The sequence below is a fragment of the Neobacillus sp. SRL179 genome (assembly GCF_984799095.1).
Window position 1 is genome coordinate 3,709,537 of the sequence record NZ_OZ481792.1, and the last position, 24,237, is coordinate 3,733,773.

Annotated in this window: 24 protein-coding genes and 1 other annotated feature; of the genes, 6 read left to right on the forward strand and 18 right to left on the reverse strand. The window is 38.7% G+C overall.

Features of this window, described 5'->3' with window-relative positions:
* Window positions 1-28: 28 nt before the first annotated feature.
* The gene (gene trmB / locus AC4E8C_RS18375) at window positions 29-676 is read right to left on the reverse strand and encodes a tRNA (guanosine(46)-N7)-methyltransferase TrmB (protein WP_490208099.1); all 648 of its coding nucleotides are present in this window, start codon (window positions 674-676) and stop codon (window positions 29-31) included.
* 166 nt (window positions 677-842) lie between these two features.
* Here trmB and AC4E8C_RS18380 point away from each other — a divergent pair, with 166 nt between their 5' ends.
* Complete coding sequence (locus AC4E8C_RS18380; RefSeq protein WP_490208100.1) at window positions 843-1,121, forward strand: YtzH-like family protein; 279 nt, start codon at window positions 843-845, stop codon at window positions 1,119-1,121.
* Window position 1,122: 1 nt separating this feature from the next.
* Here the strand turns inward: AC4E8C_RS18380 and AC4E8C_RS18385 are convergent, their stop codons facing one another.
* The 5 genes from AC4E8C_RS18385 to dat form a co-directional block, all read right to left on the reverse strand.
* Entirely contained in the window at window positions 1,123-1,896 is a 774-nt protein-coding gene (locus AC4E8C_RS18385; RefSeq protein ID WP_490208101.1) for a phosphotransferase, read from the reverse strand.
* A gap of 208 nt (window positions 1,897-2,104) precedes the next feature.
* The gene (pulA, locus tag AC4E8C_RS18390; protein ID WP_490208102.1) at window positions 2,105-4,240 is read right to left on the reverse strand and encodes a type I pullulanase; all 2,136 of its coding nucleotides are present in this window, start codon (window positions 4,238-4,240) and stop codon (window positions 2,105-2,107) included.
* A complete protein-coding gene (locus tag AC4E8C_RS18395; RefSeq protein WP_490208103.1) occupies window positions 4,227-5,210 on the reverse strand; it encodes a diacylglycerol/lipid kinase family protein in 984 nt (327 codons plus the stop codon). The genes pulA and AC4E8C_RS18395 overlap by 14 nt, the downstream gene beginning before the upstream one ends.
* 24 nt (window positions 5,211-5,234) lie before the next feature.
* Window positions 5,235-5,804, reverse strand: coding sequence for an RNA 2',3'-cyclic phosphodiesterase (gene thpR / locus AC4E8C_RS18400; RefSeq protein WP_490208104.1), 570 nt, complete (start codon window positions 5,802-5,804; stop codon window positions 5,235-5,237).
* A gap of 339 nt (window positions 5,805-6,143) precedes the next feature.
* On the reverse strand, window positions 6,144-7,016 hold the full coding sequence (gene dat / locus AC4E8C_RS18405; RefSeq protein WP_490208105.1) for a D-amino-acid transaminase: 873 nt from the start codon (window positions 7,014-7,016) through the stop codon (window positions 6,144-6,146).
* Between the two features lie 469 nt (window positions 7,017-7,485).
* Here dat and AC4E8C_RS18410 point away from each other — a divergent pair, with 469 nt between their 5' ends.
* Both AC4E8C_RS18410 and AC4E8C_RS18415 read left to right on the forward strand, forming a co-directional pair.
* Entirely contained in the window at window positions 7,486-7,707 is a 222-nt protein-coding gene (locus AC4E8C_RS18410; RefSeq protein WP_007086548.1) for a DeoR family transcriptional regulator, read from the forward strand.
* Window positions 7,708-8,107: 400 nt separating this feature from the next.
* The gene (locus tag AC4E8C_RS18415) at window positions 8,108-9,445 is read left to right on the forward strand and encodes an amino acid permease (protein ID WP_490208106.1); all 1,338 of its coding nucleotides are present in this window, start codon (window positions 8,108-8,110) and stop codon (window positions 9,443-9,445) included.
* 31 nt (window positions 9,446-9,476) lie between these two features.
* Here AC4E8C_RS18415 and AC4E8C_RS18420 read toward each other — a convergent pair whose 3' ends face one another.
* The 4 genes from AC4E8C_RS18420 to speD form a co-directional block, all read right to left on the reverse strand.
* On the reverse strand, window positions 9,477-9,848 hold the full coding sequence (locus AC4E8C_RS18420) for an ArsR/SmtB family transcription factor (protein ID WP_490208107.1): 372 nt from the start codon (window positions 9,846-9,848) through the stop codon (window positions 9,477-9,479).
* Window positions 9,849-10,274, reverse strand: a complete 426-nt coding sequence (locus AC4E8C_RS18425) for an SRPBCC family protein (RefSeq protein ID WP_490208108.1) — start codon at window positions 10,272-10,274, stop codon at window positions 9,849-9,851.
* A 177-nt stretch (window positions 10,275-10,451) separates the two neighbouring features.
* Window positions 10,452-10,892: a DUF2935 domain-containing protein gene (locus AC4E8C_RS18430; protein ID WP_490208109.1), complete on the reverse strand. Its 441-nt coding sequence runs from the start codon at window positions 10,890-10,892 to the stop codon at window positions 10,452-10,454.
* A gap of 769 nt (window positions 10,893-11,661) precedes the next feature.
* Window positions 11,662-12,468: an adenosylmethionine decarboxylase gene (gene speD, locus AC4E8C_RS18435; protein ID WP_490208110.1), complete on the reverse strand. Its 807-nt coding sequence runs from the start codon at window positions 12,466-12,468 to the stop codon at window positions 11,662-11,664.
* 217 nt (window positions 12,469-12,685) lie between these two features.
* Between speD and AC4E8C_RS18440 the strand changes: the two genes are divergently transcribed.
* Entirely contained in the window at window positions 12,686-13,120 is a 435-nt protein-coding gene (locus AC4E8C_RS18440; protein WP_490208111.1) for a Dps family protein, read from the forward strand.
* Between the two features lie 54 nt (window positions 13,121-13,174).
* Here AC4E8C_RS18440 and AC4E8C_RS18445 read toward each other — a convergent pair whose 3' ends face one another.
* Window positions 13,175-13,894, reverse strand: coding sequence for a pseudouridine synthase (locus AC4E8C_RS18445; protein WP_490208112.1), 720 nt, complete (start codon window positions 13,892-13,894; stop codon window positions 13,175-13,177).
* The gene (locus AC4E8C_RS18450; RefSeq protein ID WP_490208113.1) at window positions 13,884-15,515 is read right to left on the reverse strand and encodes a putative polysaccharide biosynthesis protein; all 1,632 of its coding nucleotides are present in this window, start codon (window positions 15,513-15,515) and stop codon (window positions 13,884-13,886) included. Before AC4E8C_RS18450 ends, AC4E8C_RS18445 begins: the two co-directional genes overlap by 11 nt.
* A gap of 201 nt (window positions 15,516-15,716) precedes the next feature.
* Between AC4E8C_RS18450 and AC4E8C_RS18455 the strand changes: the two genes are divergently transcribed.
* Window positions 15,717-16,988 (forward strand): BaiN/RdsA family NAD(P)/FAD-dependent oxidoreductase, encoded by a 1,272-nt coding sequence (locus tag AC4E8C_RS18455; RefSeq protein ID WP_490208114.1) that lies wholly within the window; start codon window positions 15,717-15,719, stop codon window positions 16,986-16,988.
* A 6-nt stretch (window positions 16,989-16,994) separates the two neighbouring features.
* Here the strand turns inward: AC4E8C_RS18455 and AC4E8C_RS18460 are convergent, their stop codons facing one another.
* Window positions 16,995-17,180, reverse strand: coding sequence for a sporulation protein Cse60 (locus AC4E8C_RS18460; protein ID WP_490208115.1), 186 nt, complete (start codon window positions 17,178-17,180; stop codon window positions 16,995-16,997).
* A 139-nt stretch (window positions 17,181-17,319) separates the two neighbouring features.
* Between AC4E8C_RS18460 and AC4E8C_RS18465 the strand changes: the two genes are divergently transcribed.
* Complete coding sequence (locus AC4E8C_RS18465) at window positions 17,320-17,709, forward strand: hypothetical protein (RefSeq protein WP_490208116.1); 390 nt, start codon at window positions 17,320-17,322, stop codon at window positions 17,707-17,709.
* Between the two features lie 98 nt (window positions 17,710-17,807).
* Here AC4E8C_RS18465 and AC4E8C_RS18470 read toward each other — a convergent pair whose 3' ends face one another.
* The 5 genes from AC4E8C_RS18470 to AC4E8C_RS18490 all read right to left on the reverse strand — a co-directional run bounded on the left by AC4E8C_RS18470 (window position 17,808) and on the right by AC4E8C_RS18490 (window position 24,236).
* Window positions 17,808-18,122, reverse strand: a complete 315-nt coding sequence (locus AC4E8C_RS18470; RefSeq protein ID WP_490208117.1) for a rhodanese-like domain-containing protein — start codon at window positions 18,120-18,122, stop codon at window positions 17,808-17,810.
* A 94-nt stretch (window positions 18,123-18,216) separates the two neighbouring features.
* Window positions 18,217-20,634, reverse strand: coding sequence for a leucine--tRNA ligase (gene leuS, locus AC4E8C_RS18475; protein ID WP_490208118.1), 2,418 nt, complete (start codon window positions 20,632-20,634; stop codon window positions 18,217-18,219).
* Window positions 20,635-20,673: 39 nt separating this feature from the next.
* Window positions 20,674-20,896, reverse strand: a binding site (T-box leader).
* Window positions 20,897-21,266: 370 nt separating this feature from the next.
* Window positions 21,267-22,463 (reverse strand): MDR family MFS transporter, encoded by a 1,197-nt coding sequence (locus tag AC4E8C_RS18480; protein ID WP_490208119.1) that lies wholly within the window; start codon window positions 22,461-22,463, stop codon window positions 21,267-21,269.
* A gap of 110 nt (window positions 22,464-22,573) precedes the next feature.
* Window positions 22,574-22,738 carry a hypothetical protein gene (locus tag AC4E8C_RS18485; protein WP_490208120.1) on the reverse strand — a complete coding sequence of 55 codons (165 nt, stop codon included), beginning with the start codon at window positions 22,736-22,738 and terminating at the stop codon, window positions 22,574-22,576.
* Window positions 22,739-22,784: 46 nt separating this feature from the next.
* Entirely contained in the window at window positions 22,785-24,236 is a 1,452-nt protein-coding gene (locus tag AC4E8C_RS18490; RefSeq protein WP_490208121.1) for an ammonia-forming cytochrome c nitrite reductase subunit c552, read from the reverse strand.
* Between the last annotated feature and the right edge of the window lies 1 nt (window position 24,237).

Genomic DNA, 24,237 nt, shown 5'->3' on the forward strand with positions numbered 1-24,237 from the left:
AAAAAAGAACAGCTCTTAATGAGCTGTCCTACAAGTTGTTTTGGTATTTTACTTCACAGCGATAAATACGGCTGCCCTTTTCTGAAAACTTTTCTTCATACTCTGTCATAATGTTTCCTTCATAATCACTGTTGTGAAGATCAAGGCTAACATATTTTAATAACAATCCGTACTCTGAAAAACTCCTTAAGGAATACTCAAACAAGCCTTGATTGTCTGTTTTAAAATGAATTTCTCCACCGTCTACCATAATTTCCTCATACGATTTTAGGAAATTTTTATAAGTTAACCTTCTTTTTTCATGTTTGGACTTCGGCCATGGGTCGGAAAAATTCAAATAGATCCGATCCACTTCATTTTTATTAAAGTACTTAGTGATCTCGTTTGCATTTACGTGTAAAAGCTTAAGGTTTGGTAAATCAGCTTCAATCAAACGGTCCAAGGCAGTAATAATCACACTATCGTATACTTCAATTCCTATATAATTAATGGTCGGATTCGCCTTGGCCATTCCGGTGATGAATTGGCCTTTCCCGGTACCCACCTCAATATGAATCGGTTGATTTTGTTCAAATACTTGGGGCCATTTCCCTTTATATTGTTCAGGATTTGCGACAACATATTGTGGATACTGCTCTATTTTGTCCTTGGCCCAAGGTTTATTCCTAACCCTCATTTATGACACTCCTAAAAAAAAATTATTGTTCAAAACATACCACGTACTTCTACCCTTAACAAGTTAAAAGATTTGGTAATTAAGATCATGAATAAACAAAAAAAAGAATCCACACCCTAACTATGAATTCCTTTTTTACTATTGCCATTAGAAAGGGTGTGTTTTTATGCCATTAAGTCATGGTGATCAAGTCACCTTACTAAAAGATATTTTAAATAATCATCAATCAGATTGTTGTGGATCGGTTGCTGAATGTGAACAATTAGAACGATTAATTAAATCCCTGATGGTCAACACACAAGTCGACCAAAATGTAAAAAGCATTTTACAAGAAGTTTATCATTACAGCCAAAACGGTGCTCAAACAGCTGATTTGGACCAACATATATTAACCAATCAAGAAAACCTCTCTCAATGGGTGAACGATATCGATCATTTCTCGTAAGTTACAGGATTTCCTTTAAAAAGTGAATCCATTTATTCATTTCTTCAAAACGGTTTTTATTTTTGTACCATTGAATGGAGGACAAAGTTTGAATGGTTACATACCATTTCATTCTTAGTTTTAAGTGATCAGTAAGCTCTTTATCGTACATGGTAAGCCAGTCCTGCCATTTATCTTCTGGTATGTACCAATAAAGCAGCAGACCGAGGTCAATGGCCGGATCGGCAATCATGGCCCCATCCCAATCAATTAAATACAACTGGTTGTCTTCAGCTAGCAGCCAGTTGTTATGATTGACATCTCCATGGCAAACGACCTTCTCATCACAAGAAACATGTTGTGCTTCCTTCCGTAGGAAAACCATTGCCTTTTGTGATTCTGGTAACGAAAGAACTTGTTCATCTAACTCATTGACCACTGATTGTAAAATAGGCTCAGGATTTAATGGTGAATGCTCGATTCGACTTAGCATTCCAAGCATAGGCTCAGAACAGTGAATCTTTTTAAGCAATCTTGCAACATTTTCTTGGTTCATTTCTGAGGGCTTTAACTCTCTGCCAGGAAGCCATTGCTGAGCTGTTATTACATCTCCATTTTCCAATCGTTTTGTCCAAACAAGCTTTGGGACGATACCTTCTGCCGATAATACTGCAAGGAATGGAGAGGAATTTCGCTTTAAAAAAAGCCGTTGATCTTCATATTCTGCATAAAAGGCTTCTCCTGTTTTGCCTCCAGCTGGTGTAATTTCCCACTCTTGTCCTAGTAAATGTTCCAAAATTGCTCACCTTCAATTTATGCCGTTCTAATGCGGTTATTTCCATATATAAAGAGGTAATACCTTTTTCTCATAGGCTTGTCTAATTACAACTATACATATAGTTATTTTGAAAATAAAAAAAAAGCTATTGAAACCATTGCACACAATAGCCATCTTAATAAATTTTAGCTCCTATTGCCTTTTGCCGTCAAGTCATCTTGAAAAACTATTTTTTTAGCAAAACATTTAAGGAAATAGGTTCTATCGTCATTTGACCCGATATCACCACTTTAGTGGGAGAAATTCCCGCTGCCTTTTGATTGGCCAATACTGACCATTCTCCACTTGGAAGATGAATCATTTGTTCTTTTGCAGTGGGATTAATGATGAAAACAACCTCATCATCACGTGAGAATAATAAACAACCAAGTAATGGAGGAACTAGTGGCAGCGTCTTAATATTGTGTAGAATTTCCTCCGTCGTTCTCATACGAAAACAAGATAGTGTTTTTCGAATTTTAATAAGCCCCTTAATATATGCCACATTATCTTTATAGTTGATTTTCCTTTCCCAATCAAGACGATTAATAGGATCTGGCGAACGATAGCTATTGCCATCTCCATGCTTACTGCGAAAAAATTCCTGTCCGCTATGGAGAAATGGTATTCCCTGAGATAATAAGACAATACCTGTAGCAAGTCGATGGTATTTCATTCGCATCTCCTCATCCAAGGCAGGGTAACAAGCCTGAAGCTTATCCCAAAGTGTATGGTTATCATGACATTCTACATAATTTACTGTTTGTGAAGGTTGATTAAAAAGTTGCCCACCCTTTTTGGTAAATCCCACACTGCCTGTTATGACCTCCAAAGCTGCATCCAAGTTATGTTCATTCCCAATAGCAAAGCCTTTATCAAACAAATTAAACGTGCTGCCCTTAATCGTGTCACGAAATTCATCATTAAAATGGGCAATCTGTGGGAGCTTTGCTTGATTGGCAATCGTTGACTTTTGTGAAGCTGGAAGTGGTGTGTTAAGGTTCCAACCCTCGCCAATTATGAGTGTGTCAGTTGCAATACTATCACACGTTTTCCTTACCTCATTCATGGTTTCTACATCTAAAATGCCCATAAGATCAAAACGGAAACCATCAATATGATACTCCTCCATCCAATATCGAATTGAGTCCACAATAAACTTTCTCACCATTTTTCGTTCTGAAGCGATATCATTGCCAACCCCAGTTCCATTTGATGGTAACCCCATCTCATTATGCCGAAAATAATAACCTGGGACCACTTTTTCAAAAGAAGATGTTTCACGAATGTAAACGTGATTATATACGGCATCCATGATGACGCGAAGGCCAATACTATGAATCTGATCAACGAGACTTTTTAACTCGTTAATTCGAGCATATGGATTGGAAGGATCTGTAGCATAGCTTCCCTCAGGAGCATTGAAATGGAGCGGATTATAGCCCCAATTGTAATCATTGTGGGGAGATAATTCATTTACACCGGCATAATCATGAAAAGGCAGAAATTCAATATGGGTAATTCCTAATTCTTTTACATACGATAAACCCGTTGCCTCGCCATCCTTCCCTTTTGTGTTCATCTCTCCAGCACCAAGATAAAGCCCTTTATGTTTAATACCGCTGTTTTGATGGATAGAAAAATCTCTAATATGGGTTTCATAAATAATGGCATCAGTAGGACTTTCTAATGGAGGTAATTTCGTCCTTGGTCTTACGTGATTATCCAGTCTTACAACCACTCCCAACTCTCCATTAGCCGTCACAGCCTTCACATATGGATCGACGGCCTCGCTCCATTCCTCATTAACCAGGACAAGAAAACTATATTGATAGGATTCCAAATTACGGTTAAAACGTACCGACCAAATACCTCGTTTTTCCCGCTTCATTTTAATTATTTCTGAATACTCACTAGATGGAGGACGTAACTTTAATTTTACTGCTGTGGCAGTTGGAGCCCATAGCTTAAAGATTGTTTCCCCATCAGCATATGTTACACCGAGGTCATTTCCCTCATAATAAAATTTATCATCAAAGGCATCGGTCCGAATAACCGCTCCGATTTGTAAATCGGTTTTCCCTCCGTACTCGTCGAGAATCCAATATTTCTTTTCAAAAAAGATTTCCCCTTCAAACTGACAAACATATTTTTGATTATGTTCTATTTTTATTTTTTCAATGATTTGCAGTGGTTTCTTCACAGCTTCCGATGTCAAAGTGAAAAAAGATGACAGCCCATGATGATATGAAAGGGGAAGAAGAATCGTAATGATATTCATTTCGTCCAAGTACGCGAAAAATTTTCTGTCAACTGAACTCATTCGAATTCCTCTCCTTCAAATCAACTTCTTCCTTAGCGGGTTTTCTAGTTAAAATGGCCAATGCTTTCCTTTGAAGGTAAATGGTAAGTGGCGTATGTCCAATATATTCCCCATCGGCGTGGACGTATTGTGCAGCAGGTGAATGAATAGATATTTCTCTCCCTTTAAACGTTTTCACTTCTTTAAAGTGGATATGCTTCCCCCAAAAAACACTAATAAAGACTAGCAGCAACTTCAACCTTGATAATTGATGGACAACCGTTATATCAAAAAGCCCATCATCCGGCTCGGCAGCTGGGGCTATCTTCATCCCACCCCCATAATACGGTTGGTTGGAAACGGTAACAAACCATGTTTGTTCAAATATATGCTTTTTTCCGTCAATTGATAAATCAATTGTTGCTTTTTTAAATGTAAATACATTTTTTAATAAAAAATAAACATACACCAGCCTGCCTAAAGAAAACTTATTTAATAATGCCTTCATCCGTGAAAGGTTTACCTCATAGGAAATGATCGCATCAAACCCTACACCCATATTGTTAATAAAAAAGTGCTCAATTGTTTCCTGCATGGTTATTTTCCCAATATCAATTGGCAGCCCGTGCTTTTTCCTTAAGCGAAGAATAACTTTTAATGCTTCCTCCGGGTCATTGGGAATTTCGAACCCTCTTGAAAAGTCATTTCCTGAGCCGCCAGGGATAAATCCGAGTGTAATATGTTTGTCATTTACGATGCCATTCATCACTTCGTGGATGGTTCCATCCCCGCCAACAGCAATCAATAATGTTTCCTCTAAGTTCTTTTCGGCAAGCCGTCTGGCCAGCTGTTTAGCGTGTCCAGCATACTCAGTAAAAAAAGCAAGATAGGTTATGTTCTCAGCCTTTAATTGCCGTTCTATCTTTTCCCATATTTTAAGACAGTAGCCATTTCTTGCTTTTGGATTCACAATAAAGTATAAAGTTTTCATAAAATCAGCCCTTGACTATAATTTCTATGATTGTAATGGAAAAATTGTTACCGCTTCATATTTTGGTGTTTGATTAAGGTGTGTTTGATACACAACGACATCTTTTACTTCAAAAATTAATGGCGTGGGTTGCAGTTTATTCCAAATCTCTAATTGTTCCTTTTGAAAGGGTCCCTGCCCTTTCCACTTTCTAGCTAACGTAATATGCGGGCGAAACGGTCTAGTTTCCAGTTGAAATCCAGCTTGTGTACATGCGGAAAATACCTTACTTCGAAGGGCTTTCAAGTTATCACTTTCCTCTGTATCTGCCCAGAACACACGGGGTGACTCTTCCCTTCCAAATGTCCCTAATTGATTTATTATTAACTGGATTCTTTTTGTATCGATTAATGCCTCTTGCACATTATTTTCTGCTGCTAACAGCTTCTCAGGTTCTGCTGAGCCCAAAAACGCGAGGGTAATATGCAAATCTTGATAGTCCACCCAGCGGCTAAATGGGATCATTTCTTTTAGTGTTTCAATATGTTTTTTCATAATGAATTTCGTTTCTTCTGGAATTCTTACGGCAAAGAAAAAGTGTGGTCGTTGCTCCATATCTCAATCAGTCCTTTTTTTCATTTTAGTTTATTTTCTCCAAAATGTATGTAAAAGAAAAGCAAGAGTCAGCGGATATTTTCTTTGTTCATTTTATGTAAAATGAGTTTAAAAAGACGCGGTACCAAGTTTTCTGTACCACGTCTTTTTATTAAGGCTCTGTTAATCTTAAATGTTGATTTCCGCTCCAGGCGCTTCGCTTTCCGCGGGCGTGCCGGTGAGCCTCCTCGGCGCTAAAGCGCCTGTGGGGTCTCACCAGCCCCGTACTCCCGCAGGAGTCTTCGCGCCTTCCGCTCCAATCAACGTGCTGAAAATCAACATCTATTTTTAATACTTTTTTTAAAGTAAAATTTTAACTTGCAGGGGGCCGCATTGTTTTTCGATTTCTTTTTCAAATAGTTCCTGTAATTGTTTTGTGATGGGTCCGGGTTTACCGTTATTCACCTTTTTTTCATCTATTTCAACAATCGACATGACCTCAGCCGTTGTACTAGACATAAATACTTCATCGGCGTCTACAAGCTCATCTATTGTAAAAGGTCTTTCCACAAATGATAGATTGTTTTTTAAGCAGGCTTGAAAAATTACATCCTTTGTTATGCCTTTTAAGATTAAAGGGGTTGAAGGATGGGTGATGATTTCACCATTCTTTACAATAAAAACATTCGATGAACTCCCTTCTGTAATATGTCTGTCTCGGTATTGAATGGCTTCAAAACACTTCTTATTAGCTGCTTTTTGCTTTGCTAATAAATTAGGCAGCAAATTTAAGCTCTTAATATCACATCTTAACCAGCGAATATCCTCAGTTAGGATTGTTTTTACCCCAATTTGTAAATTCTCTATTGGCCTTGGGACTTCCTTCGTATAGGCTACAAGAGTTGGTGTCACCTCGGGTACTGGGAAGGCATGATTTCGAGGTGCCACTCCCCTTGTCAGTTGCAGGTAGACGGTTCCAATTTGAAGGTTATTTTTGACTACTAGACCTTCTAATAACTCGATTAAATCCTCCTCAGAATAAGGAAGAGCAATGCCAATATTTTCTGCGCTCTTTTCAAAGCGATTCAAGTGTTCATGTAATGTAAATAGTTTACCATTATAGACACGGATGACCTCATACACACCATCGCCAAATTGGTAGCCTCGGTCTTCAATATCCACCTTTGCCTCCGAACGGTTAAGCATTTTTCCATTTAAGATTGCAAATTTCATGTTCTCTCTCCCATCTAATTTAAAAATACTAGTGCTGCTCTCTGGTTCCTTAATATACATCTTTAACATTATCATTTTTACAAATATCAAAGCAATTTCAGAATTCCATTCATACAAGTTATACATAAGTAGTTTAAGTATTTTTACTAAAAATTCAAAAAACTTATCATAAACTCCATGGATTCCCCCATACCATATAGTATAAAATAATTTAAGGAGGGCGAAAAACGAACATTTTCCATGATTTACATGTGAATATTTTGTAAAGTTAACTATATTGGTAGAAATTTTCAAAAATTATGGGTACAATAAAGTTAGATTTATACAAAAAGTATCCATAGTAACATTCCATAAAAAGGAGATGTCTGCGCGGAAAAGAAAACTACATATTCTTGAAGAGTAATCTTCAAACAGGCTGTCGGTAGAGGGATTAAGCCATAGGTTTGAAATTAGGATAGGGAGTGGTTCTTTGAAACCTTCGACTAACCGGATGTTAAACCGCATCAAATGTATCTACATGTTTATTCGCAATAACGGCACTGTCACGACTCAGGAACTTGTAGAGGAATTTGGTATCACTCCTCGCACCATACAACGAGATTTAAATGTCTTGGCCTATAATGACTTGGTCATCAGCCCAAGCCGTGGAAAATGGACTACTACACAGAAAAAAGTAAAGATGTCATCTTAAAACAAATACAAAAATATAATGAGCGTCATAAAAAGCATGCGAAGTTTCGCATGCTTTTTATTTATTAAGGTATTTATTTTTAGGTAATGGTGAAAAAGTAGTTATTTGATTATACTCATGTTCCGATAGGATACCCAGTTTTTTAAACACAAAAGAATAAAGAAAAATCCTCCGTTGTAATCGAGGGCTTACTAGCATGCGATCTCAACTCCTCTTTTCATTTATAATATTCACCAAACCCAAAAAAGTTTCCTTTAGGCAAAAAAATTATTTTATTTTTATCTTGAAAAGAATAATTATCTTATCTCTATTGGACTGTTATTATAATTATGATATATTAGGATAAAATATTTTAGCGCTTAAAAGCGTCAAGGTAAATATAAAAGTAGGTAGGGGCAGCATGGAGAAAAAACAACAAGACTTACAAAAAGGGTTATTGCCGAGACATGTCCAATTTATTGCCTTGGCAGGAATGATTGGAACGGGAATCTTTAAAGGCAGTTCCGACACACTCAGTATCGCCGGGCCAAGCGTAATCATTGCTTATTTAATTGGCGGAATTTTGTTATTTATCATCATGGCTTCATTAGGGGAAATGGCACTAGCCCATCCAAATTTAAATGTACAGCATTTAGTCAATAAAGCTTTTGGGTTTCAAGTTTCTTTTCTAGTCGGGTGGTTATACTGGATTAATTGGATTATAGTAACTGTTGTTGAATTATTAGCAGCGGGGAGTTTTCTACAATTTTGGTTTTCTTCTATACCATTGTGGTTGTTAAGTTTAATTTGTGCAATCCTGATCATCGGAATCAATTTATTTCAAGTAAAATATTACGGTGAACTTGAATTTTGGTTTGCTGGAATAAAAATTATTGCTTTAATTGCTTTTATCATTTTAGGGTTTTTACTTTTGTTTGGGATCATTCCCAGCAATATCCATGATCCGCTTGCAAACTATACAGCACATGGTGGTTTTTTCCCACACGGATTAGGAGGGACTTTCAGTGCCTTTTTAGTTGTCATGTTTTCATATGGTGGTGCAGAATTAATTGGCGTTGCTGTTACTGAAACTAAGGATGCTGAACGGGTCTTACCTCAAATCATAAAAGGCGCTGTCTGGCGTGTAATTATTTTTTATATTTTACCGATTCTTATCATTTGTGGTCTTATGCCTTGGAATCAAGTTACTGGTGAGGATAGCCCATTTGTTCAAGTTTTTAGTACCACAGGATTACCTGGGGCCGCTCATATTATGAACTTTGTTCTGTTAACGGCTGTACTTTCGGCGGCCAACTCAGGAATTTATGCTACTTCAAGAACATTGTTTTCGATGGCACAAAGCGGTGTTGCCCCTAAGGGATTAGCAAAAATATCAAAAAAAGGCATCCCTTATATTGGAATTATGATTACAAGTGTATGCATTATAGCTGGTGTTTATTTAGCCTACTTAACACCTAGTCAAGTCATTGGCTATCTGATGACCATCCCTGGTTTTACCGTAATGATTATCTGGATTGCTATTTGTGCTGCACAGTTAAAACTACGACCATTTTACAAAAAGCAACCAAAATTCAGGGTAAAATGGTTCCCAATTACAACCATTTTTGCGATTGTGTCCTTAAGCATCATTTTTATTGGATTTTTGTTAAATCCCAATAATATGATTGGTTCAATCGTAAGTATCGTTACTATAGGTGTTTTAATTATCCTTTCTTTTATAAATAAAAAAGCGTTGTGAACAAACAAAAAGTGATATCCATTATTGGATATCACTTTTTGTTTTGATCAAAGCTTGGACGCTGTCCTTTACTTTCTTGGTCAACATCGGACTCTACGAAAAGCTTAAGTGCTCCCAGCTTGTTTTTCCAAAACAACTCAAAATATTGAAGCCAATCTTTTAATTCAAATAAGGGTTCTGGCTCTAGCTTATAACGTGTTTCTCTGCCGACTTTCCGCTCCTTTACCAATCCTGCTTCTGATAAAACCTTCAAATGTTTTGAAACGGCAGTACGGCTAATCGGAAACTGTTCACTAATCGCTGTAACTGGCATTTCTTGATTACTAAGAAGTTTTAATAAACTCCGACGAGTAGGGTCAGCAATGGCTTGAAAAACATCATGTTTTGCTGAGGAAGCACCCATTTATGCCTCAACGTACCCTTGTAATTTTTTCACAAGACCTGCCCAGCCCTGATTCATGTTTTGACGAATTGGTGTATGAGGCTGGCCAAATTCAGTAACCTTATCAGCATCCCAGCCCCCATGAATTAAGGTTAACTCTGTTTTATCTTCTAGGTCTTTTAATTCAAAAGTAAGTGTCCAATCTTTGCCCCAATTAAAAGATAGACGGTTTGGTGGATCAACATGGGTAACTTTACACGGTGACATACCAAATTGTCCTGCATTAATGTGAAATTCATGGCCCTCTATAGGCTCCAGATCATTCGGCATGAACCATGCACTAAGTCCTTCTGCTGTTGCGACTGCATCCCATACTTTAGTAATTGGTGCATGATAAACGACTGTATATTTAATATCCTCTAATGTTGCTTGTGATTCATTTGCCACTCTAATAGCCTCCTAGAATTAGTTTGGTTTTTATATGTAACCATTTGGTTTCATGTTAAAATTATATGACACCATTTGGTTTCATGTCAAGTATTCTTTAAAAAAAGAAAAACGGTAACCTCCACTAGTAAGGCACCGCCATAGTTTATTTTCATTCAGAATTTCTGATAAGAAAGCTTATTGTCCAGTTCCTTGCCCGCTGGATAACAAGGCCTGGGCAATTCCAATAAAGTACTCAGACTCTCTGATAATATGATTTAGCACTACTTTTGCTGTCTGATTACTACTCACAGCAGCACTTTGTGTTTTAATCTGCTCACATAGCTGAATAAATGCCTGACTTTCCTGCAAGCAATAGAAAACGAGCTGTAATACTTGTTGATATAATTGATTGGATACCTGTGTCCCAGATCTGATGACAGATTCAATAAAACGAACAACCTGCTGATGAGTATTACCAAGAGCTTCCTCCCACTTTTTCAAGGCATCGACGAATTCTGGTTCAAGTCCTGTAACCAACTCTCTAATGACTACCGTGTGTTCTTCCTCTTGGTGCTTCCAAAATTCTGCCTCATCTAAAATACGTAATGGCATTTGTTGTCCATAGTAAAATTGCATAGACATCCCCCCTACATCTTTTCAATTCAATGTATGGGATAAGCTAGTCAAATATGCTCTCTAGGATTGAATCCTCTATTTCTCTTTTTTTGAGAGGTTTGGTTGATTAGAAACCCTCTATTCTACCGTCCGTCCTTTTTTTAAAGCGGTTCGGGCGATTAAAGACGCTCTATGCTCCCGTTCCCCCTTTTATTCTTGCGGTTCGGGCGATTAGAGACCCTCTATGCTACCGTTCCCCTTTTTATTCTTGGGATTCGGGCGATTAGAGACCCTCTATGCTCCCGTTCATCCTTTTTTTCTAGCGGATCGGGCGATTAGAGACCCTCTATGCTCCCGTTCATCCTTTTTTTCTAGCGGTTCGGGCGATTAGAACCCCTCTATTCTACCGTTCCCCTTTTTTTCTAGCGGTTCGGGCGATTAGAGACCCTCTATGCTACCGTTCCCCTTTTTTTCTAGCGGTTCGGGCGATTAGAGACCTTCTAATCTACCGTCCGTCCTTTTTTTCTAGAGGTTCAGGCGATTAGAGACACTCTATGCTCCCATTCCCCCTTTCATTCTTGGGATTCGGGCGATTAGAACCCCTCTATTCTACCGTCCGTCCTTTTTTTCTAGAGGTTCAGGCGATTAGAGACGCTCTATGCTACCGTTCCCCTTTCTTTCTTGCGGTTCGGGCGATTAGAACCACTCTATTCTACCGTCCGTCCTTTTTTTCTAGAGGTTCAGTCGATTAGGACCTTGCAGGAACACATAAAGAGTCTATTTTTACCTTTTAGACAATATTTTTCCCATAAAAAATTTCATCCATTTCTATCTTTAACCTCTCCGTTATTTCAATATGTTCATCCGGTGTTAGCTTATCTTTTGTATAGCCAAACAAATAGTTATTTAAATCAAATTCCCGCAGTTTGCATTTTGTGTGGAAAATATGTTCCTGATAAACATTCACATCAATCATATCGAATAATTCACCCACATCTTCTGGGATGTAATTTTGAATAGAGTTTATTTCATGATCAATGAATAACTTGTGTCCGGTTTTATCCCTTGTAAATCCACGCACCCGGTAATCAATCGTCATTACATCCGTTTCAAATGAGCGAATTAAATAATGCAGGGCCTTCAGCGGCGAAATTTCTCCACAGGTTGAGACATCGATATCAGCTCTAAATGTACTGATTCCTTCGTCAGGATGAAATTCTGGATATGTATGAACTGTAATATGACTCTTATCTAATTGCATGACAACGGATTCTGGAAGCGGTCCAGGAGATTCCTCAAATGATTCAGATGGAACATTAGCAACTGGTCCCTCTGATACCAACAGCGTCACGCTCGCTCCTGCAGGTTCAAAATCCTGGCTGGCCACATTTAGGACATGTGCTCCAATGATATCAGAAACATGGACTAATATCTTTTGAAGCCTTTCCGCACTGTATTGTTCATCAATATATTTTAAATAGGCTTCACGTTCTTCCTTAGTTCTTGTATAACAAATATCGTACATATTAAAAGCTAATGACTTTGTAAGATTGTTAAAACCATGCAATTCAATTGCTTGTTCATGAGTCAATTTCATGATATTTCCCCCTATCAATCCATAGTAAATATTAATAAGATACCCATTGTGCTAACTCGTTACTTATTTTTGATAAAAATTCTTTGGGAATGAACTTGAAGAATTACAGCATAAATACGCCCTTACAATTTCTTATTTATAATAATTATAATTTAATATTTACTTTTATTTAGTATATGTTATAATTAAATAAATTAGAAATTAGGAGGAATGGTCAATGACATTAGCACAAGTATTAAACCAACAAATTGCCAACTGGAATGTATTGTACACAAAATTACATCGTTTTCACTGGTATGTAAAAGGACCTCACTTTTTTACCTTACACGGAAAATTTGAAGAACTATATGAAGGGGCAGCAGCCACTATTGATGAATTGGCAGAACAATTGTTAATGATTGGCGGCCAGCCTATTTCAACATTAAAAGAATATCTTCAACTAGCAACCATTGAAGAAACAAACGAAAAATTAACCGCCGAAGAAATGGTTCAAACTATTATTAAAGATTTCTCATTAATAATCGATGAATTAAAAACGGGGATGGAAGTTGCCGAACAAAACAATGACGAAGTGACCAGCGATATGTTTTTAGATTTAGTTGGTAAACTAAATAAACATAACTGGATGTTACAATCGTTTTTACAAGCATAATTCCACAAACAAACAAAACGGACAAGGCAGCTGCCTTGTCCGTTTTGTTTGTTCTTATTTCACTTGATAATTTCTCAGTAACTCCATTTCTTCATCCGATAATTCCCGATATTCACCTAGCTCGAGAGTTTCATCTAACGGAAGTGGTCCCATGGAAATTCGTTTAAGGTAAACGACCCTTTTTCCAACGGCTTCAAACATTCTTTTTACTTGATGAAATTTTCCTTCAGTAATTGTTAATTCAATATCAGAGTGAATCCCAGACTTTATAATCGTCAGTTCACCAGGCTTTGTTTCGTACCCATCATCTAGAGTTACCCCATGAGCAAAGGCGTTAACATCCGCTTCAGTTACTTCTCCGTCAATCACGGCAAAATACGTTTTCGGTACATGTTTTTTTGGAGCAAGTAACCGATGAGCCAATTGCCCATCATTGGTGATCAAAAGTAAACCTTCCGTATCCTTGTCCAATCTGCCGACTGGAAACGGCTCATATACCTGGTCTTCGAGCTCCAATAAGTCAATGACTGTTTCAGTGGCGCTATCTTCAGTTGCAGATAGTACCCCTTGCGGCTTATTCATCATTAGATAGATAAACTCTTTGTATTCTATCGTCTCACCATTTAATGTAACTATTTGGGTTTTCTCATTAACCTGTTGCTTGGCATCCTTCACCACAACATCATCTACTTTGACCGCACCACTTTTGAGAAGCTGCTTAACTTCCTTACGGCTGCCATAACCAAGGTTTGCTAACATCTTATCAATTCTCAACGCTTTTCCTCCTTCGTGGCAGCTTTAATTTTGTCAATAACCGCTCAACTCTATCTCCAAATAAGCGACTGACAAGCCCTGATTTAATACCGAGGTAAAAATATATGGAAGCTCCGACAACAGCACATAGAATAATCATCAAGACTGATTCCATTTTAGATGCAGGAGAAAGGAATAATCGTAAGATTTTATACATGATCTCAGTACCTGCCCACATTAATCCCCCAAATATAACGATTAATAAACTTCTCCTCCAAACCAATCGAAAAGGATATTTCGAATAAGTTTTAATTACGATTAGGTTAATGAGGATTGCTGCCGTATACCCAAGTGCTGTTGCTAGAACGGCCCCTTTCGTTTCAAACATTTTAATTAAAGGTATATTGATGGAAAGCTTTATCAATAGTCCCACTAGTAAACTTAAAATAGTAAAACGCTGTTCATTAATTCCCTGTAAAATAGCAGCAGTAACAGAATAAAGAGAAAACAAAATCGCTACTGGAGCATATGCACTTAATACTTGTGTACCTAGTGGGTCATGTTCATAAAATGCAGTATAAACAGGTTCTGCCAATAAGGAAAGACCGATTGCCGCTGGCAATGTTAAAAATAATAGAACTTGGAAGGTCTGATTTAATTGACGGTTTAGGTTTTTTCGATCATTTTCTACAAATGCCTTCGTAATGCTTGGCACTAGGGTTAATGAAAAGGCAGTTGCTAATGAAACGGGTATAATGACTATCTTATGGGACTCAAAATTCAGGATACCAAAAGCGGTATCTGCCAATTTTTCTGACACACCCATTTCTACCATGGCCCGAGTTAAGGTAAATTGGTCAATGAATTGAAACAATGGATTAGCAATCCCCACGAAAACAAATGGGGCTGCGTAAATAAAAATTTCTTTATAGATTTCCTTCAGTGAAACATGCAGTGTCCCTTTATCATGCTCTAACAGCTGGTCTAAATGAGGTTTTCTTTTATACCAATACCAAAATAAGACGAACAAGCCGCCAATCGCCCCAATAAAGGCTGCAAATGTAGCTACGCTAACTGCTGTCACAATGGACCCATCTAGAAATTTCAAAACAACATATGCTCCAACTAATGTAAACATAATCCGAACGATTTGTTCCACTACCTGAGAAGCAGCAGATGGCCCCATTGACTGATGTCCTTGAAAGTATCCCCTGATTAAGCTCATAAAGGGAACTAGTATTAAAGCAAAACTAACAGCCCGAATAACTGTTATAATGGAATCTAACTGTTTTTCATCTGAATGACTCATTTCCGCTAGCAAAGGGGCAGCTAAATACATCACTAAAAACGCTGCAATACCTGTACTTAACATAACCACAATGCCAGACTTAAACAATTTTCTTCCAACGGCATACTCTTCTAAAGCATTATATTTTGCAATGAATTTTGAAACGGCTAGCGGTACACCTGCTGTAGCGATACTAATGAAAATTGTATAGGGGACGTATGAATAGGAATAAAGTTGAGTCCCTTCTTTCCCGACAATTTGATAAAACGGAATAACGTAAATTAAGCCAATCACCTTGGAAAGTAATGTTCCAAGAGTTAATATAAAGGTTCCTCTTAAAAGCTTTGACTGCATAAAATCCCTTCCTACCCGAAGAAAAATATTCGTGGTTTCCTAAAGAATATTCGACGCTTTTTGCACACTATTAGTAGTTTACAACTTCTTTTCCTCCGATGCTACTAACAACAGACTTATTTTCATTAAAAATTCCGCAGCATTCGTTTTATTTTCACAAGTTTTGTATAATGAAGTGAATACTTAAAAGTTGGTGGATATATGGATTACGATGTAATTGTGATTGGCGGCGGACCTTCCGGCTTAATGGCTGCGATTGCTGCCGGTGAAAAAGGGGCAAAGGTACTTTTAATCGATAAAGGGGAAAAGCTTGGCCGTAAGCTTGCTATATCTGGCGGCGGTCGCTGCAATGTAACGAACCGTCTGCCAGTTGAAGAAATTATTAAGCACCTCCCTGGGAACGGTAAGTTTCTATATAGTGCCTTTTCGATTTTTAGTAATGAAGATATTATTCGCTTTTTTGAAAAACTCGGGATTGCCTTGAAAGAAGAGGATCATGGACGGATGTTTCCTGTGTCTAATAAAGCACAATCTGTAGTTGATGCGCTCTTAGAACAATTAGAGAAACTTCGTGTAAAGGTTTATAAAAATAGTCCTGTGGCAGATGTCCTGTATGAAGACGGACAGGTTTCCGGTGTGGTATTAAAAGATGGTCAACGCTTTACAGCAAAATCGATTGTGATTGCTGTCGGCGGTAAATCCGTCCCCCATACTGGATCAACTGGTGACGGATATGCCTGGGCAGAAAAAGCTGGACATACGATTACGGAATTGTTTCCCACTGAAGTCCCTGTCACCTCTAGTGAGCCTTTTATTAAAAATAAAACCCTGCAAGGTTTAGCTTTACGAGACATTAATGTCAGTGTGTTAAATCCTAAGGGCAAACCGATTATTACCCACCGGATGGATATGCTTTTTACACACTTTGGCCTTAGCGGTCCTGCTGTGCTTCGCTGCAGTCAGTTTGTGGTAAAAGCGTTGAAAAAGTGGAAGTTAACTGAAGTGACGATGAGCCTCGATGTCATCCCAGATCAAACCGAAGAAGAGTTTTTTCAAGGAATAGTGAAACTCGTAAAAAGTGAGCCGAAAAAAAGTATTAAAAACACTTTAAAAGGTCTTGTCCCTGAACGTTATCTCCTTTTTCTATTTGACTATAATGGCATTGACTCTGCTGAGCAAGGTGGAACTATTACTAATGAAAAAATCCGAGCTTTTGCAAAAAGCTGTAAGCACTTCCCGATTCAAGTGAATGGCACCCTGCCACTTGATAAGGCATTTGTCACAGGCGGCGGAGTCACCGTTAAAGAGATTGAACCACAGACTATGGCCTCAAAATTAATGGGCGGACTTTATTTTTGCGGTGAAATCTTGGATATCCACGGCTACACTGGCGGATATAATATTACCTCTGCGCTCGTAACAGGCCGATTAGCTGGAACAAACGCTGCTCTTAACACTAAGAATAGGGTCTGACAAACGTCAGGCCCTATAAATAATCATGGCTGTAAAGCAATATATCTGTTCTTCTTCTTCATCCTCTGTTATTGCAGCTACATTATACTTGATATCATATAGACTTTTTTCATCGATTCCTTTTAAAAAGCGATTCATTTCCTTTTCTAAATCCTTCTCATGCTCTCGGTCAAACAATTTTACCTGTATCACTTAGAATCTCCCTTTCTTTTTTACTACCATTATGTCCTTTATTCTGAATTTTTAAAATTAGCTTCTTTTAAAGTTAAGGTTATTTTAAGTTAGGACTTGTAAACTCGTTTTGAGGTCATAAATGAAGGGAGTAATATTTATGGATAAAAAGCAAAAAATTTCATGGGGAGTCAGCTTTGGCAGCTTAGCTCTCGTTGCTGGAATGGTTTCCTATCTTGGATTATCAAATGGGGACAAGACTAACAATCAAATGGTATCTAATCAGGGCTTCCCTGAAGAAAATAATACAAATACACAATCACAAGATCGTTTAGGTTCTCAGGGTGTTCCCAAACAAGGTCAAGGATTTGACGATTCCATGAGCGGTGACAATTCTTCACAATTTAATCAGAATGATCAATATTCAAATAATAGCTTTGACAATGGCGGACAGGACTTTAGTGATAGCGGTCAGCAGGATCAATTCAGTCGTGGCGGCCGCCCATCCGGACATAACCGAGGATTTGATACAACCACAGGTGGTACCTAATGTTTACCTATCAATATCAGGAGACTGCAAGGAGGATAAACATCGACTTTCTGTAGTTCCACAGTTTCAAAAAAAAACCGATTCCAGTTTGGAATCGGTTATTCAACGTATTCTGTTTCACCAGTCCAAGCGAGCATTCCGCCAACCATGTTGCGGACTTTATATCCTTGCTCTTGCATGTAGTGACAAACATTCCCACTGCGGCCACTTGAGCGGCAAATAAATATATATTCTTTATCCTTGTCAAAATAGTCAAGGTTAGCAGGAATATCCCCCATGCGGATATGCTTAGCCCCTGGGATCATCCCGAATACTACTTCTTCATTTTCTCTTACATCGACAAGCTCAAGTTTTTCCCCTGCCTCAAGCTTTTTTTCTAACTCTTCGGGTGTAATTGTTTGAATTTCTTCCATCCCACTCATCCTTTCAAAAAACATCCCCTGGATTTGCAGAAGAATGTTCTATTTTTACAGATAGCTCCAGCACCAAGACGCTGGAGCTATCTGTTTAGTTTGCTACAATATTCACCAATTTACCAGGTACAGTTATTACCTTACGTACAGTTTTTCCTTCAATTTGCTCTTTCACACGGTCATCATCCATTGCGATTCCTTCCAATGCTTCCTTGCTTGCATCATTAGGTACCATCAACTTTGTTTTTACCTTACCATTGACTTGAATAACAATTTCCACTTCTTCGTCGACTAATTTTGCTTCATCATAGGCAGGCCATGCTTCGTAAGAAATAGTTCCACTGTGACCAAGCTTTTCCCAAAGTTCTTCGGTAATATGCGGGCAAATAGGCGCAAGCAATTTAACAAAGCCTTCAATATAATCCTTTGGAAGGACGGTTGCTTTGTAGGCCTCATTGATGAATACCATCATTTGAGAAATAGCTGTATTAAATCTCAAGCCCTCGTAATCTTCAGTTACCTTTTTAACGGTTTGATGATAAACTTTTTCCAAACCTGCAGCATCTTCCGTTACTTTGATTTTTGGACTTAATGAACCATCCTCTTCCACTAATAAACGCCATATTCGATCTAAGAAACGGCGGGATCCGTCTAAGCCATTTGTTGACCAGGCAATTGATGCATCAAGCGGGCCCATAAACATTTCATATAAACGAAGGGTATCGGCACCATGACTTTCGATAATATCATCAGGATTTACCACATTTCCTTTTGATTTACTCATTTTTTCATTACCTTCGCCAAGAATCATTCCTTGGTTGAAAAGCTTTTGGAATGGTTCTTTCGTCGGCACCACACCGATATCATATAAAAACTTATGCCAGAAGCGAGCGTATAACAAGTGAAGCACGGCATGTTCGGCACCGCCAATATAAATATCAACAGGAAGCCAATGATTTAATTTCTCTTTTGATGCTAATGCTTCATCATTTTTCGGATCAATATATCGTAAATAGTACCAGCAGCTGCCTGCCCATTGTGGCATCGTATTTGTTTCGCGACGGCCCTTTTTACCTGTTTCTGGATCAACGACATTTACCCAATCCTCGATGTTAGCAAGCGGTGATTCACCTGTACCGGATGGTTTAATGTCTGTCGTTTTTGGTAATGTCAATGGAAGCTCCTCTTCAGGAACGGCGGTCATCGTCCCATCTTCCCAATGAATAATTGGAATTGGCTCGCCCCAATAGCGCTGGCGGCTGAATAACCAGTCACGTAAACGATAGGTTACTTTTTTTGTTCCAATCCCTTTTTCTTCTAACCAGGAAATCATTTGAGAAATGGCCTCTTCTTTATTTAACCCATTTAAAAACTCGGAGTTAATATGTTCTCCATCACCTGTGTAAGCTTCTTTCTCTACATCGCCACCTGCAACCACTGGTTTGATGGATAAATGGAATTGTTTTGCAAACTCATGGTCACGTTCATCGTGAGCTGGAACAGCCATAATGGCACCAGTTCCGTAACTGACAAGGACATAGTCAGCAATCCAAATCGGCATTTTTTCACCATTTACTGGGTTAATGGCATAAGCGCCAGTAAATACACCTGTTTTCTCCTTGGCTAAGTCTGTGCGTTCAAGATCGCTTTTCATTTTTACTTTATCTAAATAGGCATCAACAGCTGCACGTTGTTCTGCTGTCGTAATTTTATCAACGAAAGAATGTTCAGGAGCAAGAACGGCATAAGTGGCACCGAATAATGTGTCCGGACGAGTTGTGAAAACAGTAAAAGTTTCATCATGTCCATCAATCGCGAAGGTTACTTCTGCTCCTTCAGAACGGCCAATCCAGTTGCGCTGCATTTCCTTCAAGCTTTCCGGCCAATCCAACTCTTCTAGGTCTTCTAGTAATCGGTCACCATAAGCTGTGATTCTTAACATCCATTGTTTCATCGGACGTCGCTCAACTGGATGGCCGCCGCGCTCGCTCTTCCCGTCAATAACCTCTTCATTTGCTAAAACGGTTCCGAGAGCAGGACACCAGTTTACGGCTACTTCATCAATATAAGCAAGCCCTTTTTCCCAAAGCTTTAAGAAAATCCACTGCGTCCATTTATAGTATTCCGGGTCCGTTGTATTGACTTCACGATCCCAATCATAGGAAAAGCCTAATGATTTAATTTGTCTGCGGAATGTATCAATATTGTGTTTGGTAAATTCTGCAGGGTCATTTCCGGTATCTAATGCATATTGTTCTGCAGGTAATCCAAATGCATCCCAGCCCATTGGATGGAGAACATTATAACCTTGCATTCTTTTTAAACGTGAAAGAATATCGGTAGCTGTATAGCCTTCAGGGTGTCCAACATGGAGTCCGGCTCCAGATGGATAGGGAAACATATCTAAAGCATAGAACTTCCGCTTATCATATTCCTCGCTTGTTTTAAACGTTTTTTCATTTTCCCAAACCCTTTGCCACTTCTGCTCAATTTGTTGATGATTAAAGCTCATAACTTTTCCTCCTAAGCATAATAAAAACCCCTCATCCCAAAAAGGGACGAGAGGATTGTATGTATCTTCCCGCGGTACCACCCACATTAGTGTTGTTAACACTCGCTTCATTCATCCTTAACGCGGAAAACGGCAAACATTACTACCATTTCATGCTTGCAACTCATAGGCGAGTTCATGATGTACCCGGTTGACTTGCACCAGCCGTCAACTCTCTATCTTTCGAGTATGGATCATTACTACTCCTGATCACTGTTTTTTTAATATAAAGTATTACGGTTATTGTATTAAATTTTCAGCCACTATGCAAGCAAACAAACGCCTAATTTCATTATGGACAAAATACTTCCCTTTTAAACACAGGTTTTTGTGGTGCTCCGCCTGTCTCCAAAAATGAGAAAAGCGGAAGCGCCCTGGTCAGCGGCGTATGGCCTGGAGCGCTCCAACTGAGATAAAGGAAACACGAAGAGCCGGAGGCGATTCGATGTTGACTTATCGTAGGGCGGAGAGCGAAGGACACTAGCCGTTAGGGCGCTGGAGCTGGACAATTCTCAAAGTCAAAACTTAAAAATTCTTATATATGACAAAGGACAAAGGAGAGCCTCCTTTGTCCATTCCACACGGACAAAACACTATAATTGTCCACGGATGGTGCCTGACACCAACTTATTTTTTAGACCTCGGTCATACAATAGGGTTGTTACGACGGCTAACAGGAATAATCCTATTAAAACGATAAATAAAGCGGATATGTTAGACATATCGACTATTAAGCCACCCAATAATGGACCAATCATCCTTCCACCGGTAGCCGTGCTGTTTACAATACCTTGATAAAATCCTTCCCGTCCCTTTGGTGCTAGATCGAATGCAACGGTTGGTACGGCTGGCCAGATAAACATCTCCCCAATCGTAAGGATGATCATTGCCACTAAGAAGCCTGAAAAGGAGTCAGCCTTTCCTGCAATAAGAAATGACACAATGAAAATACCAATTCCGATAATTATTTGCAGTTTAAGTGATGTGGATAGAAGCTTCAAAAATCCGTTTAAAAGCGGCTGTCCAAGGACAATAATCGCACCGTTGAACGTCCATAATAAACTGTATTGTGTTAGAGAAATATTGATGTCCTGAGTATAAGAAGCGATTGTTGTTGTCCACTGACTATAGGAAACCCAACAAAGCAAATAGCCGCCACAAAGAATGAGAAGAGCACGTAAATTGATATTGCTGGTGTTTATCGTATTGGAGTCTTTATCGTTATACTCTAGTATGATTGGTTCAACGTTAATCCCTTTATATCCAAAAACTGCAATAAATAAAAAGATTACATACATGATCGTATTAGCAAGGAAGATCAATTGGAATGAATAATCTGCAACTATGCCCCCGAGTGATGCCCCAATCGCAACCCCTACATTTTGAGCTACATAAAGGGCATTAAATGATTTACGTCCTCCCTCTTTCCAAACCGATCCTGCCATGGCATACATGGCAGGAAAAATAAGACCTGTTCCGAAGCCAGAAAGCGTAAGAAAAATAACATATTGCGGCCAGTCATGCCAGATAGATAAACCGATGAGGGCTAAAAGGGAAATACCAATCCCCCAAATAATAGATTTATAGCCGCCGATTTTATCAAATAAATGACCGCCATAAAGGTTTCCGATGACATTTGCCCCCGAATTAAGCATAAGGACAATACCGGCAACTGATAGGGACCTTCCTAAATGATCGTGAATGTAAATTGTATTTAAAGGCCATAAAAAAGAAGAGCCAATTGTATTCACTGCCATCCCAATAATTAAAAGCCATAAGGCACGCGGCATGAAAAACGCTCCTTTACTATAAAAACTAATTCAATTTCCAAAGATTTATTGTATTCCATTAGGTGGTAACTCGCAATGATTTTCGTTTACCAATTTTATTGTTCGAGGATTCAGCTAACTTGGAAGGTGGTTCCGCCGACTTTAATTCCGCCAATCAACCTGTAAGCAACCGTTGAATTGACAGTCGACCACTTATTTGGCACAATAAGCAGAAGAAAACACTGTTCCTCTGATAGAAACAGTGTTTTCAGTCGTGTTTTTTGGCTCTTTCCCATCTTATTCCTTCTTGGCGGGACGAATAAGAACCTATGTGGAAAGGGTCTATTTTTTTGGCACCGCTGGGGCAGCAGGTGCTTGGGCAGGGAAATAACTGTTTACAGCCTTATCCTTTTTCTTTTCGTTATCTTTCTCATCCAGGACTGCTTTTTTCACTTTTTCAATTTCCAGATCCAACTCGTCCATATTAACGCCTTTTTTCACAAGCTCTTCAGTAGCAAGACGAATGGCTTTATTGGAAGCTTCCATTGAAATCCTTAGTGAGTCCATCGATCCTTGAGGATTATGGAAGCCAGCAGAGTTTTCAGCAGCGACAATATCCCAATACCATTGGCCTTGGCGAACATATTCTTGTGCTTGTTTGATTTTATCTGGGCTTACACTAGAAGTAATCATTTTATTTACATAATAGTGTGAGGATGTGGATACATCCTGTGCATCATGCATAGCACTGACATTTGCTTCTTGCGTTTCAAGAACACGCTCTTTTAATTTATCTAAATCACGATCACCGTGACACTGACCGCAGGAAGTCTGCATCGTCTTTAATGGTGAAGTCCACCAGTGTGAAGAAATTTTTCTTTTTCCATCAACACGCTCATAAGGCATATGGCAATCAGCACAAGAGACGTTAGCTTTTCCATGTGTGCCTGAGGAATGGGTCTCATATTCAGGATGCTGTGCTTTTAACATAGGGGTCCCAGAAATATTGCTAACCCAGTCTTTTTCAAAGCCTTGCTCCTTGGCAATGGTTTTATAGTATTCATACATTTCTTCTGGTTTAAATCCTTTGGTCCACGGGAATGTTACTTCACTGTTATCTGCTGCAAAATAATACTCAACGTGACACTGTCCGCAAACATAGTTGCGCATATCATTTTTGGTTGGATTTGAAGTATCCACACCTTTCGCTTCCAAAGCCTTATAAAAGCTTGGACGTGTTACGCGAAGATCCATTGTTTTCGGATCATGACAATCAGAACAGCCAATCGGTGAGTGGCCCATAGCTTCCCCTTTTGGCCAGATATCTTTGTTAAAATTAGCTCCCCAGTAATCATCGCCCATTTCTTCGATCATTTTTGGAACAGCCGTGGATTTACATGTATAACAGGAACCTACTGATTTATCGGTGATCCGTTTTATGTTACGAATATCCTCTAACGCATAAGTATGACCGCGTTCTTCGTTATACTCGGTTGCAAATCCATAACCATTAAAGAGAATTGGTAACAACGGTTCTTTATCCACTTCATATTTACTGCGTTTTACTGAACCTCCGTAAGTCGTATCTTCCATCTTTTCATTTTTCTTATAGCTATTATATTGAAGCGGAAATAAGTCCTTGAATGCTTCATTACTAATTTCATCGGCTGATAGGCCGGTTGTCTGTTTGCTCACTGCGGATGCTGTTTTTTCACTGGTATCTTTACTGCAGCCAGTTATCACTACCAGCAATACAAGCAGTAGAACAAATGCCCCATATCGAAACCTTCCCATT

What these genes read in the sequence shown, in the direction of transcription:
- AC4E8C_RS18480 (WP_490208119.1), bottom strand. Translation starts at nt 22,463, where the DNA reads ATGCCGCGTGCCTTATGGCTTTTAATTATTGGGATGGCAGTGAATACA.
- AC4E8C_RS18440 (WP_490208111.1), top strand. Translation starts at nt 12,686, where the DNA reads ATGACATTAGCACAAGTATTAAACCAACAAATTGCCAACTGGAATGTA.
- dat (WP_490208105.1), bottom strand. Translation starts at nt 7,016, where the DNA reads ATGAAATTTGCAATCTTAAATGGAAAAATGCTTAACCGTTCGGAGGCA.
- AC4E8C_RS18470 (WP_490208117.1), bottom strand. Translation starts at nt 18,122, where the DNA reads ATGGAAGAAATTCAAACAATTACACCCGAAGAGTTAGAAAAAAAGCTT.
- AC4E8C_RS18430 (WP_490208109.1), bottom strand. Translation starts at nt 10,892, where the DNA reads ATGCAATTTTACTATGGACAACAAATGCCATTACGTATTTTAGATGAG.
- AC4E8C_RS18395 (WP_490208103.1), bottom strand. Translation starts at nt 5,210, where the DNA reads ATGAAAACTTTATACTTTATTGTGAATCCAAAAGCAAGAAATGGCTAC.
- AC4E8C_RS18415 (WP_490208106.1), top strand. Translation starts at nt 8,108, where the DNA reads ATGGAGAAAAAACAACAAGACTTACAAAAAGGGTTATTGCCGAGACAT.
- AC4E8C_RS18455 (WP_490208114.1), top strand. Translation starts at nt 15,717, where the DNA reads ATGGATTACGATGTAATTGTGATTGGCGGCGGACCTTCCGGCTTAATG.
- AC4E8C_RS18490 (WP_490208121.1), bottom strand. Translation starts at nt 24,236, where the DNA reads ATGGGAAGGTTTCGATATGGGGCATTTGTTCTACTGCTTGTATTGCTG.
- leuS (WP_490208118.1), bottom strand. Translation starts at nt 20,634, where the DNA reads ATGAGCTTTAATCATCAACAAATTGAGCAGAAGTGGCAAAGGGTTTGG.
- trmB (WP_490208099.1), bottom strand. Translation starts at nt 676, where the DNA reads ATGAGGGTTAGGAATAAACCTTGGGCCAAGGACAAAATAGAGCAGTAT.
- AC4E8C_RS18380 (WP_490208100.1), top strand. Translation starts at nt 843, where the DNA reads ATGCCATTAAGTCATGGTGATCAAGTCACCTTACTAAAAGATATTTTA.
- speD (WP_490208110.1), bottom strand. Translation starts at nt 12,468, where the DNA reads ATGAAATTGACTCATGAACAAGCAATTGAATTGCATGGTTTTAACAAT.
- thpR (WP_490208104.1), bottom strand. Translation starts at nt 5,804, where the DNA reads ATGGAGCAACGACCACACTTTTTCTTTGCCGTAAGAATTCCAGAAGAA.
- AC4E8C_RS18485 (WP_490208120.1), bottom strand. Translation starts at nt 22,738, where the DNA reads ATGGGAAAGAGCCAAAAAACACGACTGAAAACACTGTTTCTATCAGAG.
- AC4E8C_RS18450 (WP_490208113.1), bottom strand. Translation starts at nt 15,515, where the DNA reads ATGCAGTCAAAGCTTTTAAGAGGAACCTTTATATTAACTCTTGGAACA.
- AC4E8C_RS18465 (WP_490208116.1), top strand. Translation starts at nt 17,320, where the DNA reads ATGGATAAAAAGCAAAAAATTTCATGGGGAGTCAGCTTTGGCAGCTTA.
- pulA (WP_490208102.1), bottom strand. Translation starts at nt 4,240, where the DNA reads ATGAGTTCAGTTGACAGAAAATTTTTCGCGTACTTGGACGAAATGAAT.
- AC4E8C_RS18420 (WP_490208107.1), bottom strand. Translation starts at nt 9,848, where the DNA reads ATGGGTGCTTCCTCAGCAAAACATGATGTTTTTCAAGCCATTGCTGAC.